The organism is Seongchinamella sediminis (assembly GCF_003457605.1).
GTDB classification, from domain to species: Bacteria; Pseudomonadota; Gammaproteobacteria; order Pseudomonadales; family Halieaceae; genus Halioglobus; species Halioglobus sediminis.
This window is the reverse complement of the sequence record NZ_QRAN01000003.1, coordinates 224430-238535: the sequence shown is the minus strand read 5'-3', so window position 1 is coordinate 238535 and position 14106 is coordinate 224430. Positions and strand designations below refer to the sequence as shown.

Here is a 14106-nt window from a genome sequence, read left to right as displayed (position 1 = left end):
TCACTTGCCCGGGGTGTGGTGGTAGCATGGCCCGGCACTATCCAGACAATATGCAGTAAGCGAAGAGGAACAGGCATGATCCGCACAATCACCATCGGCATGGTAGTCGCTGTTTTGCTGGGTCTTGCCGCCCAGGTCTCTGCGCGCCAGGAATCCGCCGTACAGATATATCTGGCCAGGGAAATCGTTACCATGGACCCGCAGCAGCCCCGGGCAGAGGCGGTGGCCGTCGCCGACGGGCGTATCATGGGTGTGGGTACGCTACAGGATATGCAGGCCCTGGCCGGCGATTCCGCTGTTGTGGATGAGCGTTTTGCGGACAAAGTCATCGTTCCGGGGCTGATCGAGCAGCATATTCATCCGGTACTGAGCGCGCTGACACTGGGCTCCCAGGTTATTTCCATTGAGGAGTGGGAGCTGCCGGAAACGACGTTTCCCGCGGCCAGGGACAGGCAGGCTTACTTTGCCCGATTGCGGGCGGTCGAGGCCGCCCTGGGCTCGCCGACTGAACCGCTTGTCTCCTGGGGATTTCATCATTATTTCCACGGTGAACTGACGCGGGAGGACCTCGATGAGGTGTCCTCGGTGCGTCCGATCGTCATCTGGCATCGCTCCGGCCATGAATTTATTCTCAACACGGCGGCCCTCTCACTGGCTGAGGTTACCCGGGAGTCCGTCGCCGCGAGCCCGGAAAACATCAGAGCGCAGATCAATTTCGATAAGGGCCACTTCTGGGAAAGGGGTGCCATGGACTTTATTTCGCCGCGGATTTTGCCGCTTATAGCAGCCCCGGAAAAATTGCGCGCCGGTATCGAGATGACCGAGCACTACCTGCACCAGGCGGGCGTTACCACCTCGGCGGAGCCGGGTGGGGTCTCCGGGTTTTATCCCCAGCAGATTGCCGTGCTGGGGGACACCGATACGCCGTTTCGCTTCTACTTCATTCCCGATGGCCGTTCTTTGACCCTGAAGTACACCGGGGATGAGTTGCTGGCGGCGACCGCGGCGGTGCAACGTGGCGCCGAGGGCCACACGGCATTCCTGCCCCAACAGGTCAAGCTGTTCGCCGATGGCGCCATCTTCAGTCAGTTGATGCAGATGCAGGACGGCTATCTCGACGGCCATCACGGCGAGTGGCTGATGGACGAGGCCGTTTACCGCGACGCCTTCCGCACCTACTGGGATGCCGGTTACCAGATACATGTCCACCAGAATGGTGACGAGGGGCTGGAACGGGTACTCGATGTGCTGGAAGAGAACATGCAGCGCAACCCACGGCAGGATCACCGCACAACGATTGTGCACTTTGGCTTTTCCACCCCGGCCCAGGTCAAGCGTATCGCAGCGCTGGGCGCCATTGTCAGTGCCAATCCCTACTACACCGTGGCCCTGGCGGACCAGTACAGCAAGTTCGGTGTCGGGCCGGAGCGGGCCAATGAGATGGTTCGCCTCGGGGATGTTGCCAGGGCGGGTGTTTCCTTCTCGCTGCACTCGGATATGCCAATGGCACCTGCGCGGCCCCTGTACCTGATGTGGGCGGCGGTTAACCGGACCACCTTTTCCGGCAGGGTGGCCAAGCCCGACCTCGGCATCAGTGTCGAGCAGGCGCTGCGGGCGGTGACTCTCGATGCGGCGTATTCCCTGCGCCTGGAAAACGAGATCGGCAGTATTACAGCGGGCAAGCGCGCCAATTTCACTGTGCTGGCGACCAGCCCCTTTGCGGTGAAACCCGAGGCAATCAAGGATATCGACGTCTGGGGTACGGTACTCGAGGGCAGGTTACAGCCGGCGACCAGGTGAAAGCCGCAATGAATTCAGGCAAATGAATGTGCTAGGGTGTTGTCCGTCAATAACACCTTACTGAGGGGAATATCCTGGCCATGGCAGAAGCAAGCGCAAGCGGTAATGAAGGTACGCACTTTGAGGTAATCATCGTCGGTGCCGGTATTTCGGGTATCGGTTCCGCCTATCACCTGCAGCAAAACTGCCCGGAGAAGCGTTTCACCATCCTCGAGATGAAAGATACCTTCGGCGGTACCTGGGAGACCCACAAGTACCCCGGGGTGCGTTCCGACTCGGACCTGTATACCTTTGGCTACGAGTTCAAGCCCTGGGTGGGCCACCCCATCGCCACCGGGGAAGAAATCCTGAACTACATGGGCGAGGTCATCGCCGAGAACGACCTGGATCGCCATATCCGCTACGGCCACCGTATCACCGCCTGCCGCTGGTCCAGCGCCGACAATCTCTGGCGCCTGGAGGTAACCCGGCTGGCCGATGGCGAGCAGCTGCAGTTCAGCTGTGGCTTTCTGTGGATGTGCCAGGGCTACTACGATCACGAGCATCCCTATCTTCCCGACTGGCCCGGCATGGATCAGTACCAGGGCCTGCTGGTGCATGCCCAGCAGTGGGACCCCGCTATCGATTACGCCGGCAAGAAGGTGCTGGTGATCGGCTCCGGGGCAACGGCCGCTACCGTCATTCCGGAGTTCGCCAAAACCGCCAGCCACGTGACCATGCTGCAGCGTTCGCCCACCTACTTTTACTGCGATGAAAATCGCAATGAGCTGGCGGATCGGCTGCGCCTGATCGGCATCGATGACGAGACCATACACCGCGTGGTGCGCGCCGACCTCATTTACCACCAGTACGAGATCAGCCGCCTCGCCGAATCCGACCCCGACACCATGATCGAGTTGCTGCGCCAGCAGATCCGCAGTTACGTGGGTGAGGACTTCGAGTTCGAGCCGCATTTTGTTCCGCGTTACCGGCCCTGGCAGCAGCGGCTGGCGTTTTGCCCGCAGGCCGATATCTTCAGGGCCGCGGTGGACGGCAAGCTGACGGTGGTGACCGATACCCTGGAGAGCTTCACCGAGACGGGCGTGCGCACTGCCTCGGGCGAGGAAATCGAAGCGGATATCATCGTTGCCGCCACCGGGTTCAAGCTGCTGGTGATGGGTGGTATTCCCTTCGAGGTCGATGGCGAGCCAGTGAACTGGCACGACACGGTGAATTACCGGGGCATGATGTTCACCGGGGTGCCCAACATGGTCTGGGTATTCGGTTACTTCCGCGCCAGCTGGACCCTGCGGGTGGATATGCTGGGCAAGCTGGTCTGCCAACTGCTGCACAACATGGATGAGCGCGGGGCACAGCGGGTGGAAGTCCGCCTGCGCGATGAAGACAGGGACATGGACATTCTGCCCTGGATAGCGGAGGAGGAGTTCAACCCCAACTACCTGATGCGCGACCTGGACAAGCTTCCCAGCCGCGGCAACAAGCCCGAGTGGCGCCACAACCAGGATTACTGGGTTGAACGCGAGCAGATCCCGGCCACCGACCTCAATGGGCCCGAGTTTGTGTACGATGGCCAGCGCAGTGAATCCTGCAGTATTGCCGGCACGTTAAACCCTGAGCCTGAACTATCCGCGAGGTAACAAGATTGACTATCCAGTTTGATTCGCTGTGTCTGGCGAGTCCGTTTTATAACGAGTCCCATCAGCAGTGGCGCCAGCAGGTGCGGCGCTTTGTGGAGCAGGAAATAACACCCTATATCGACCAGTGGGAGGAGCAGGGTGAGGTGCCGCTGGCACTGTGGCCCAAGGCCGCGGACATAGGCCTGCTGCAGCTGGGCTACCCGGAAGAATATGGCGGGGTGTCCGAGGGCATCGACGAGTTTCACGCCGTGGTGGCCTCGGAGGAGCTCGCCAGGTGTGGCGCCACCGGCATCTCGTCCTCGCTGATGGTGCACGGTATTGGCCTGCCACCGGTGGCAAATTTCGCCAGTGAGGCGACCCGGCAGGCGGTGCTGCCGCCGGTGTTGAGCGGCGAGAAGCGCATCTCCCTGGGTATCACCGAGCCGGGCGCGGGCTCGGATGTGGCCGCGATCAAAACGAGCGCCAGGAAGGAGGGGGATTATTACCTGGTCAATGGCTCGAAGACCTTTATCTCCGGCGGCATGCGCGCCGACTGGCTGACGACGGCGGTGCGCACCGGCGGCGATGGCGCGGGCGGCATCTCCCTGTTGCTGATACCGATGGATGCAGCGGGTGTCTCCCGGACCAAGCTGGACAGGAAGCAGGGCTGGTGGTGCTCTGACACCGCGACCATTTACCTCGAAAATGTGAAGGTGCCGGTTGCGAATCTCATCGGTGAGGAAAACCAGGGCTTTCTGCCCATCGTGTCAAACTTCAACAGCGAGCGCCTGGGCATTGCCTCTCTGGCGCTGGCCGCCGCCAGGGTCTGTTTCGAGGAGGCGGCGCAATGGGCGCAGGAGCGTGAGACCTTCGGCCGGCCGCTGGCCAGGCACCAGGTCATCCGCCACAAGTTCGCCGAAATGTACAAGCGCATCAACGCCACCCAGGCCTATCGCGATATCTGCGCCTGGCAGCACAACCAGGGAGCGCTGAAGGTGCAGGACATTTCCATGCTCAAGGTCCAGGCCACCGAGACCATGGAATTCTGCGCCCGCGAAGCCATGCAGATACTGGGCGGTATCGGCTACATGCGGGAGTGCAAGACCGAGCGCCTGTACCGGGAAGTTCGGGTACTGGCCATCGGCGGTGGGTCGGAAGAAATCATGCGCGACCTGACGGCCCGCCAGCTGGGGCTGTGAGGGCCAGCCCTTCGTAGTACTTACTCTGGCTCCCCCTGTGCCGGGCGGCAGCCGCCTGCGCGGGCCCGGCGAAAACCGGTTGAGGAAAAGGCCGCCTCAACCGTCTCAGGGGTAAGACCGGGGCATATCGGCATTGAGACTCACGAGCAGTCCATGTACCCTTGCCCGCTGGCGCCACAAGCGCCGATAACAACAACATACCAGGTTTCGTATCTATGAATATCCTGTGCGCCGCGCGCGCTGCCCTTGGCCTGGCGGCTGTACTGCTCCTATCCGGATGCGGTAAAGGCCCCTGGAACAACCCCCATCCGCCCAATCCGGAAGGGGAGCTGGTCTACCAGTCGATGATGTCACCGGCCCCACCCAAGCACCTGGACCCGGCAATTTCCTATGCCTCGGACGAGAACCTGATTCTCAGCCAGATCTATGAATCACCCTTGGGCTACCACTTTCTCAAGCGCCCCTACGAGCTGATTCCCCTGGGCATCGAGCAGGCTCCGGCGCTGACCTTCCTCGACGCCGACGGCAATGAAGTCAGCGAGGACGATGAGAGCCTGGCCTATACCCGCTACACCCTCACCGTGCGCGAGGACGCCCACTACCAGCCGCATCCGGCGTTCGCCACCGATGCCCGGGGTGAGCCGCTGTACCTGTTCGATTCGGCCAGTGAGGGCTCCCGCTACAGCCAGATCCCCGATTTCCCGCAAACCGGAGACCGGCGGGTAAGGGCCAATGACTATGCCTACGGCATCAAGCGCATGGCCGACCCGGAACTCGGCTCGCCCATGCTGTCGTTCATGGCCCAGTACATTGTCGGCATGAAAGCGCTGACCGAGGAGCTGGCCGGGGTCGAGCGCGACGGCTGGCTGAACCTGGACAATTTCGACATGGCGGGGCTGGAAATAGTCGACGAGCGCACCCTGAACATCACCATCCACGGCCGCTATCCGCAGTTTGTCTACTGGCTGGCGATGCGGTTTTTCTCGCCCATTCCCCCGGAAGCCGACCGCTTCTATAAAAACCCGGGTTTTATCGACCGCAACCTGACCCTGGACTGGTGGCCGGTGGGCTCGGGGCCCTTCATGATGGTCCGCAACGACCCCAACAGTGAAATCGTGCTGGCCCGCAACCCGAATTTCCGCGCTGACTTTTTCCCCAGCGAGGGTGAGCCGGGCGACCGGAAGGCGGGCAACCTGGATGACGCGGGCAAGCGGCTGCCGCTGGTGGATCGCATCGTGTTCCGCCTGGAAAAGGAAGTGCTGCCGCTGTGGACCAAGTTCCTGCAGGGCTACTACGACCGCTCCGGCGAGAACCACGGCAACACCAACAGCATGTTCGACCAGGCCTTTGTGGTGGGCCCCGACGGGGTGGAGATGTCGCCGGAAATCGCCGACCACGGCATCAAGATGGATCCGGACGTGAAGCCCGGTATCTACTATTACGGCTTCAACATGCGCGACCCGGTGGTCGGCGGCTACACCGAGGAAAAGCGCAAGCTCCGCCGGGCCCTGCAAATCGTATTCAATGTCGAGGAGTACCTGGCGATTTTCAGGAAGGGCAACGGCATTACTGCCCACAACATCATCCCCCCAGGCATTGCCGGCCACCTCAAGGGGGAGGCGGGCATGAATCCCTATACCCATGAGTGGATAGACGGGGAGCCGGTGCGCCGCTCCATCGAGGAGGCGAAGCAGCTGCTGGCGGAGGCGGGTTATCCCAACGGCCGCGACGCCCGCACCGGCGAGCCACTGAAGCTGTTTATCGACGTGCAGTCCCAGGCCATCAGCAATACCCAGATGAACTGGATGGACCGTATCTTCGGCCAGATCGGCGTGCAGATCGAGTACCGCCCCGCGGACTGGAACCGGACCCGGGAGAAGCTGCTCACCGGCAATACCCAGATCTACTCCTACGGCTGGCTGGCAGATTACCCGGACCCGGAAAACTTCCTGTTCCTGCTGTACAGCCCCGAGGGGCCGCTCAACTGCAAATGCGACGGCGCCAACAACTCGAACTTCGAGAATGAGGAGTACGACGAGCTGTTCCGCCAGGTGCGGGTCACCCCGCCCGGCCCGGAGCGGGACGTGATGGTCGCCCGGATGGTGGAAATTTTCCGTCGCGAGGCGGTCTGGCTGTATGCCTTCTACCCCAAGGATATTTACCTCAGCAATCCCTGGGTCAGCAATACCAAGCGCCACGGCATTTCCAAGGCCACCCTCAAGTACATCAACATCGACGACGACATGCGCCAGCGCAAGCGCGCCGAGTGGAACCAGCCGGTGACCTGGCCGCTGTATGCCGGCGCGCTGCTGGTCGCCGCGCTGGTGCTGCCGGGGATTACCGCCTATCGCCGCCGCCAGAACGCTACCGCCCGCAGATCGGATAATAACTAATGCTCGCCTACATCATCAGACGCCTGATTTACGCCATCCCGATCCTGATCGGGGTGAACCTGTTAACCTTCACCCTGTTTTTCGTGGTCAACTCCCCGGACGACATGGCGGTGTCGCAGCTGGGGGACAAGTACGTCACCCCTGAGGCCATCGAGAAGTGGAAGATCAAGAACGGTTACGACAAGCCGCTGTTCATCAACGATGCAGCCGAGGGGCTCGGCGCGGTGACCGAGACCATCTTCTTCAACAAGTCGGTGCGCCTGTTCGCCTTCGATTTCGGCCGTTCCGAGAGCGGCCGGGATATCACCACCGACGTCTCCACCCGCATGTGGCCCAGCCTGGCGGTGGCGCTGCCCACCTTTGCGGTGGGTATCTGGGTCAACATCTGCGTGGCGCTGATGGTGGTGATGTTTCACGGTACCCGGCTGGACCGCTGGGCGGTGTTCGTGTTCGTCGCCCTGATGTCGATTTCCTACCTGTTCTACATCATCGGCGGCCAGTACCTGGTGGCCAAGACCTGGAAACTGGTGCCTGTGTCCGGCTTCCACAGCGAGGGCCAGGTCTGGCGCTTCCTGATACTGCCGGTCCTGGTCGGCGTGGTGGCGGGCATAGGCTCGGGGGCGCGCTGGTACCGCACCCTGTTCCTGGAGGAGGCCAACCAGGACTATGTGCGCACCGCCCGGGCCAAGGGCGCCAGCGAGATCAGTATCCTGTTCAGGCACATCCTGCCCAACGCGCTTATCCCCATTCTCACCGGGGTGGTGGTACTGGTTCCGGCACTGTTCATGGGCAGCCTGTTGATCGAATCCTTCTTCGGCATACCGGGCCTCGGTAGTTACATGCTCGACGCCATCAAGTCGCAGGATTTCGCCATTGTGCGCAGCATGGTGTTCATCGGCTCCATCCTGTACATCGTCGGCCTGATTCTCACCGATATTTCCTATACCTGGGCTGACCCCCGGGTCCGGCTGAACTGAGGGCTGCACGCGAATGAAACCTGTTCTGCTGTGGTCCGACGCCCTGATTTTCATGCTGGTCATCGCCCTGGTGATCTTCTTCTATAAACTGCGGCAAGACCCGCAAACCCGCGAGCGCTGGGGCCAGGTGTTTTCCTCCCGCCTGGGCATGATCGCTTTTACCATCATCATCACCTATGTTGGCGTGGCCCTGCTTGACTCGCTGCATTTCCGCCAGGCCCTGGAGAACCCGGAGGGCCTGCAGACCGAGGAGGTGTTTTACGACAACAAGGTCACCAGTGTCCTCGATGTGATGCTGCAGGGGATGGGTGACCGCTTCGAGCGCACCTACTCGGCGCCGTTTGCGCTGAAGTCCTTTGAAAAGCAAAACATGAAGGACGCGGCCGGCAATTCCATTCGTGATTTTCCACAGCTCAAGCACGCCGGCACCCACCTGGCCGGTCCCGCGGATCAGGCGGGCGATGTGCTGGCCAAGAGCCTGGTGGCGCTGCTCTGGGGGCTGCTGATTGCGGCCATCGTCATCGCCCCGCAGTGGCTGCTGCTGCGCCATAGTCCCAATCCCTGGCACGCCTCCTGGGGCGTGCAGCTGGTGGTGATCTGTTTCTTCACCTGGCTGGTTAGCATCAGCCATTACTACCATGTGCTCGGCACCGACCGCGGTGGCGCCGACGTCGCCTACCAGAGCCTCAAGGGCATTCGTACCGGCGTGCTGCTGGGCACCCTGTCGACCCTGGTGATGCTGCCCATTGCGGTGTCGCTGGGCGTTATGGCGGGCTACTTCAAGGGCTGGGTGGACGACGTGGTGCAGTACCTGTACACCACCCTGAGCTCGATTCCCGGCATTCTGCTGATCGCGGCGTCGGTGCTATTGTTCCAGGTCTACATAGACCTCAACCCGGACTTTTTCTCCATCGGCATGGAGAAGGCCGACGCCAAATTTATCGCCCTGTGTTTTATCCTCGGGGTGACCAGCTGGTCCACATTGTGCCGCCTGATCCGGGCGGAAACGCTGAAGATCAGCCAGCTCGGCTATGTGCAGGCGGCCCACGCCTTCGGCGTCAGCCACTTCCGCATTCTCAGCCGGCATATCCTGCCCAACGTGGTGCACATTATCCTCATTACCTTTGTCCTCGATTTTTCCGCCCTGGTGCTGGCGGAGGCGGTACTGTCCTACATCGGCGTCGGTATTGACCCCTCCATGGGCAGCTGGGGCAACATGATCAACGGCGCCCGCTCGGAACTGTCGCGGGAACCGGCGGTCTGGTGGACGCTCACCGGCGCCTTCTTCTTCATGTTTATCCTGGTACTGGCAGCCAACCTGTTCTCCGACCTGGTGCGCGATGCCTTCGACCCGCGAACCGCCAACCGGAGGTCTGACGCATGAGCCAGCAAAACGACGTGCGTATGCGCATCCAGAACCTGCGGGTAGCCCTGGCCGAGAGTGGCACTGAAATTCTCAAGGGCGTGTCGGTGGAGCTGCAGGCCGGGCGCATATTCGCCCTGGTGGGTGAGTCCGGCAGCGGCAAGTCGGTGACCTCCATGGCGGCGATGCGGCTGCTGCCGGAGGCGCTGGAAATCACCGCGGGTGCCGTGCAGGTGGGCGAGCAGGACCTGTTCGCCCTGTCCGAGTCGGCCATGCGCAATGTCCGCGGGCGGCGGGTGGCGATGATCTTCCAGAACGCCATGACCGCCCTCAACCCGGTGCAGACCGTGGGCCAGCAGGTCGCGGAAACCCTGAAGCTGCATACCGTGCTGCGCGGCGATGCCTTGCGCCAGCGAGTGGTGCAGCTGTTCACCGAGGTGGGTATTCCCGATCCGGACCAGCGCTTCAGTTTTTACCCCCACCAGCTCTCCGGTGGCCAGCAGCAGCGGGTGATGATCGCCATGGCCCTGGCCTGCGAGCCGGAGGTATTGATCGCCGACGAACCCACCACCGCCCTCGACGTGACCATCCAGGAGCAGGTCTTGAAGCTGATTCGCGACCTGACCCGGTCGCGCCAGCTGGCGGTGCTGCTGATCACCCACGATATGGGGGTGGTGCGCAATACCGCTGACGATGTCGGCGTCATGTACCGCGGCGAGATCATCGAACGCGCCAGTGTCGACGATTTCTTTCACAATCCGCAGCAGGCGTACAGCCGCCGGTTGATCGACGCCTTGCCTGACCTCACTCATTTCCAGAGCATTGCAAGCGAACAGCCGCTGCTGAGGCTGGACGAGGTCAAGGTGCACTTCCCGATACGGCGGGGCGTGCTGCAGCGCACCGTCGATTACACCCGGGCGGTGGACGGTGTGTCGCTCAATATCGGCCGCGCCGAGACCTATGCCCTGGTGGGTGAGTCCGGCAGTGGTAAATCCACCCTGGGCCGGGCGATTCTCAACCTGGAGTCCGTTGCCGGCGGCACGGTGAAATTCAACGGCCAGGAAATCCAGCACCTGGACCGCAAGGCCATGCTGCCTTATCGCAAGCAGATACAGGTGATCTTCCAGAATCCCTACTCGTCGATGAATCCCCGCCTGTCGGTGGGCGAAATCATCGCCGAGGGCATGGAAAGCCTGGGCCTGGGCCTGAGTCGGGAAGAGCGCAAGCAGCGCATCGATGCGCTGCTGACCCGGGTGCAGCTCGGGCCCGAGGTCGCCAGCCGCTATCCCCACGAGTTTTCCGGCGGCCAGCTGCAGCGTATCGCGATCGCCCGCGCCCTGGCGGTGGAGCCCGAGCTGATTATCTGTGACGAGCCCACCAGCGCCCTGGATGTGAGCATCCGTTCCGAGGTGCTGGACCTGCTGCAGGAGCTGCAGCGCGAGTTCGGGGTCTCCTACCTGTTCATCACTCACGATTTATCCATCGTGCCGACCCTGGCCCACCACGTGGGCGTGATGCAACTGGGCAAGCTGGTGGAGCAGGGCAGTGCCGAGCAAATCCTGACCCGGCCCCGGCACCCCTACACCCAGGCCCTGCTGAACAGCGTGCCGCGTATCGACTGAAACGGCAGGGCCCCATGGAAATACATACCACCCTGGTGCAGAGTGACCTGCACCAGGTTGCCGCGGACTAGACCAGGCCTTTCACCGGCAGCAGGGCGCCGTGGATGGCGCTGGCGTCCTCGGAAGCCAGGAAGCAAAGCACCTGGGCCAGTTTCTCCGCTGACACCCAGCTGGCGAAGTCCGCATCCGGCATGGACTCGCGATTGGGCGGGGTGTCGATGATGCTGGGCAGTACCGCGTTGACGTTGATGCCCTGGCCCTTGAGCTCCTCGGACAGGCTTTCGGTAAGCCGCATCACCGAGGACTTGGCACAGCAGTAGGCGCTGAGGCCAGCGGCGCCGGAAAGGGCGCCCAGGGCGCCGATGTTGACGATCTTGCCGCGGCCGCGGTCGCGAAACACCGGCACTGCCGCCATCACCGCGTTGCGCAGGGTGGTGACGTTGATCCTGAACATCCAGTCCCACTGTTCGTCGCTGGGTTCGGCGGCGTCCATGCCCATGCTGAAGCCGCCGGCAATATTGAGCAGGGCATCAAAATCGCCGAGGCGGGTGAAGCAGCTGGTGGTGGCGGCGCGGTCCAGCAGGTCGACCTGGTGATAGCTGTCCACGTGGTCCAGGGAGTCGGCTGCCACCACATCGAGGCCGATTACTTCCGCCCCTTTTTCCTTTGCAACCTTTGCAGCAGCCTGGCCGAGGGTGCCGGCCGCGCCGGTGATTACTATTCGATTATTTGCAAGCATGGTCTGTGGGACCCGGGTTGGGGGTGAGTCGCCTATTGTGAATCAAGCACCAGTGCAGTCAAGCGCGACAGCTGTGCCGAACGCTCTCCCAGGCTGGCAAGCTCGGCCAGCAGCTGCTGTTTCAGTGCCGGGTCGGCGATCTCCAGCATCTCGGCCCGCAGCAGCCACTCATCCGGGTAGGTGAACAGCATGGCGTGGAGCTGCTGCATCTGGCTGTCGTCCGGCTGCTTACCCCGCAGCTCCGCCACGCTGCGGTAACAGGCCATGAGCGCCTCATCCTCCTGGCCCGCTGGTGTCGTCGTCGCCGGCGTGGGTTTGTACAGTTGCAGCTTCTCCCGGTCGGCGACACCGCCGTAGACCGAGTCGATGGCGGCGCCGACGGCGAGGTCGTAGGTGCCCCAGGCCGGATCGAACAGGATGCGCCCGTCCAGGTCCTGTACCTTGCAGTCGCTGAAACTGAGTACCAGGTTGCGATGATCCTGGCGGTGCACGCGATCCAGAACACCGCTCACGGTAATGCCGGACAGGTACTCCAGGCTGGCCCGCTCGCCGATCACGATATCGTGGGCCTTCAATTCGTCGATGGTATAGAGCGACAGGCAGCGGCTGAAGTCCTTGAGGTGGCCGATGGGCGAACCGAAACCCTGGGCGTGATAGTCCACCCCGTGGCCGATGAGCTCCCGGTCCCGGTAGGCGAGCTGGGTTGGGCCCTCGGTGCGCAGGTAAGTGGCGTTGCCGACCGCGTCGCAGAGCACCTCGCAGAACCTGCCGCTGACCTGCATACCCGAGTCGTAGCGCGCGGTGCAGGTGCTGCCGGCGTCGATGGCGACCTGCAGTGATGACGCGCCACCGCGGCGAAAACACATGGACTCGGCAAATTCCTCCAGCACCTGGCTGAGGTGTTTGCAGCTGCGGGTAACAAACAGTTGCGGCTGCTCGCGGGTGATATCGTAGGGGGTCAGTACCGCGTTGACGGTCAGCGGAATTTTTTTCACCGCACTGTCGTCCAGGCAATTGGCGCTTTCGCCCAGGGATGACAGCAGCCCGGCGCCGAATATGTGGTAATCGGCCACGCTGCCGACCAGGCCGTACTCCACCGTCCACCAGTGCAGGCGGGTGAGCAGGGCGGCCTCTGAGGGGCTGTCATCGATAGTCGCCAGCGCTTCCAGTTCGGCCTCGGCGGCGTTGATTTCCGCGGCGCTGGATCCGGGGCTCTCCTTGAGGATGGACAGTTTGCGAATGGCCTCGTACTGTTGCAGGTCGGCGCGGGTGGCAATGGCCTTCATGCCCACCTCGCCAAAACTCTGCAGGAACTCGGCGTAGTCGATGTCGACGATAAAGGGCGCATGGCCCGCTGACTCGTGGACGATGTCCGGCGCCGGGGTGTAAAAGATGTGCTCTACACTGCGCATGTCGAGGGCGATCACCAGCACTTTGAGGGCCTGCAATTCCATGAAGATGGCTGGCGGAATGAAACCGTCGACAACCACCGCCCGCCACCCCAGTTGCGCCAGGCACTGGTTCATTTCCTCGATGGAGGGGATGTGGTCCAGGGCGATTCCGGTGCGTTGCAGGCCCTCGAGATAAACCGGGTGGGCAGAGTCTTTCAGTTGCCGGGTCAGGTGCTTCATCACGAAGCGCCAGACCGCCTGGTCCCTGGCGGTATAGCGTTCGTAGTGCTGGTCCTTGACGAAGGGACGCAGGTGCTCGGGCAGACTGTTAAGTATCTCTTGCTGGGTCATTGGCCTGGCCTACCCGCTTGCATCCGGTTGCCGCTCCGGGGCCGCGGCGGCGAATGCCGGCAGCTGGCCGCAGTTATCCACCACCCGCTGCAGGTGGGGATAATCGTCCAGGGCGATGGCAAAGCGACGGGCATTGAACACCTGCGGCACCAGGAGCACATCGGCCATGCAGGGGGTCTCGCCAAAACTGTAGGTGCTGTTGCTGGCCGCCAGGGCTTGTTCGATGGGCCTGAAACTGCGATGCATCCAGGTGCTGAACCAGTTGTGCAAGTCCTCTCCCGTGACCTGGTAATGCTCGCGCAGGTAGTTGAGAACCCCCACGTTGCACAGCGGGTGGATATCACAGCAAACGCTGTTGACCATGGAGCGGATGCGGGCGCGCTGCAGCGGGTCAAGCGGCAGCAGTGCCGGCTCGGGACAAGTCTCCTCCAGCCACTCCAGGATGGCCACACTCTGGGCCAGCACCTCGCCGCTGTCGAGTTGCAGCGCCGGTACCAGGCCCTGGGGATTGCGCGCCAGGTACCGTTCAGCGTTGTGCTCCTGCTGCAGCAAGTTCACCGGCAGGTAGTCGTAGTCCAGCCCCTTGATATTAAGGGCGATGCGGACCCGGTAAGCGGCGGACGAACGAAAGTAGGAGTAAAGCTGCACGGTCTTC

10 protein-coding genes are annotated in these 14106 nt (G+C 62.3%); 7 read left to right on the top strand and 3 right to left on the bottom strand.

Annotated elements, in window-relative coordinates; all coding sequences use genetic code 11:
• Positions 1 to 75 precede the first annotated feature (75 nt).
• From DWB85_RS04250 to DWB85_RS04220, 7 genes are all read left to right on the top strand, one after another.
• Entirely contained in the window at positions 76 to 1800 is a 1725-nt protein-coding gene (locus DWB85_RS04250; RefSeq protein ID WP_117952950.1) for an amidohydrolase, read from the top strand.
• Positions 1801 to 1880: 80 nt separating this feature from the next.
• Complete coding sequence (locus tag DWB85_RS04245; RefSeq protein ID WP_117952949.1) at positions 1881 to 3437, top strand: flavin-containing monooxygenase; 1557 nt, start codon at positions 1881 to 1883, stop codon at positions 3435 to 3437.
• A gap of 5 nt (positions 3438 to 3442) precedes the next feature.
• Positions 3443 to 4615 carry an acyl-CoA dehydrogenase family protein gene (locus DWB85_RS04240; RefSeq protein WP_117952948.1) on the top strand — a complete coding sequence of 391 codons (1173 nt, stop codon included), beginning with the start codon at positions 3443 to 3445 and terminating at the stop codon, positions 4613 to 4615.
• A 215-nt stretch (positions 4616 to 4830) separates the two neighbouring features.
• The gene (locus DWB85_RS04235; protein WP_239017211.1) at positions 4831 to 7008 is read left to right on the top strand and encodes an ABC transporter substrate-binding protein; all 2178 of its coding nucleotides are present in this window, start codon (positions 4831 to 4833) and stop codon (positions 7006 to 7008) included.
• A complete protein-coding gene (locus DWB85_RS04230) occupies positions 7008 to 7985 on the top strand; it encodes an ABC transporter permease (RefSeq protein ID WP_117952947.1) in 978 nt (325 codons plus the stop codon). Before DWB85_RS04235 ends, DWB85_RS04230 begins: the two co-directional genes overlap by 1 nt.
• Before the next feature lie 13 nt (positions 7986 to 7998).
• Positions 7999 to 9369 (top strand): ABC transporter permease, encoded by a 1371-nt coding sequence (locus DWB85_RS04225; RefSeq protein ID WP_117952946.1) that lies wholly within the window; start codon positions 7999 to 8001, stop codon positions 9367 to 9369.
• Positions 9366 to 10970, top strand: a complete 1605-nt coding sequence (locus tag DWB85_RS04220; protein WP_117952945.1) for an ABC transporter ATP-binding protein — start codon at positions 9366 to 9368, stop codon at positions 10968 to 10970. Before DWB85_RS04225 ends, DWB85_RS04220 begins: the two co-directional genes overlap by 4 nt.
• Before the next feature lie 67 nt (positions 10971 to 11037).
• Here DWB85_RS04220 and DWB85_RS04215 read toward each other — a convergent pair whose 3' ends face one another.
• Genes DWB85_RS04215 through maiA form a run of 3 tightly spaced genes read right to left on the bottom strand, consistent with a single transcriptional unit; the run spans position 11038 to position 14099 of the window.
• Positions 11038 to 11709 carry an SDR family NAD(P)-dependent oxidoreductase gene (locus DWB85_RS04215; RefSeq protein ID WP_117952944.1) on the bottom strand — a complete coding sequence of 224 codons (672 nt, stop codon included), beginning with the start codon at positions 11707 to 11709 and terminating at the stop codon, positions 11038 to 11040.
• A 32-nt stretch (positions 11710 to 11741) separates the two neighbouring features.
• The gene (locus tag DWB85_RS04210; protein WP_117952943.1) at positions 11742 to 13451 is read right to left on the bottom strand and encodes an aromatic amino acid hydroxylase; all 1710 of its coding nucleotides are present in this window, start codon (positions 13449 to 13451) and stop codon (positions 11742 to 11744) included.
• Between the two features lie 9 nt (positions 13452 to 13460).
• Positions 13461 to 14099 carry a maleylacetoacetate isomerase gene (maiA, locus tag DWB85_RS04205; RefSeq protein WP_117952942.1) on the bottom strand — a complete coding sequence of 213 codons (639 nt, stop codon included), beginning with the start codon at positions 14097 to 14099 and terminating at the stop codon, positions 13461 to 13463.
• Between the last annotated feature and the right edge of the window lie 7 nt (positions 14100 to 14106).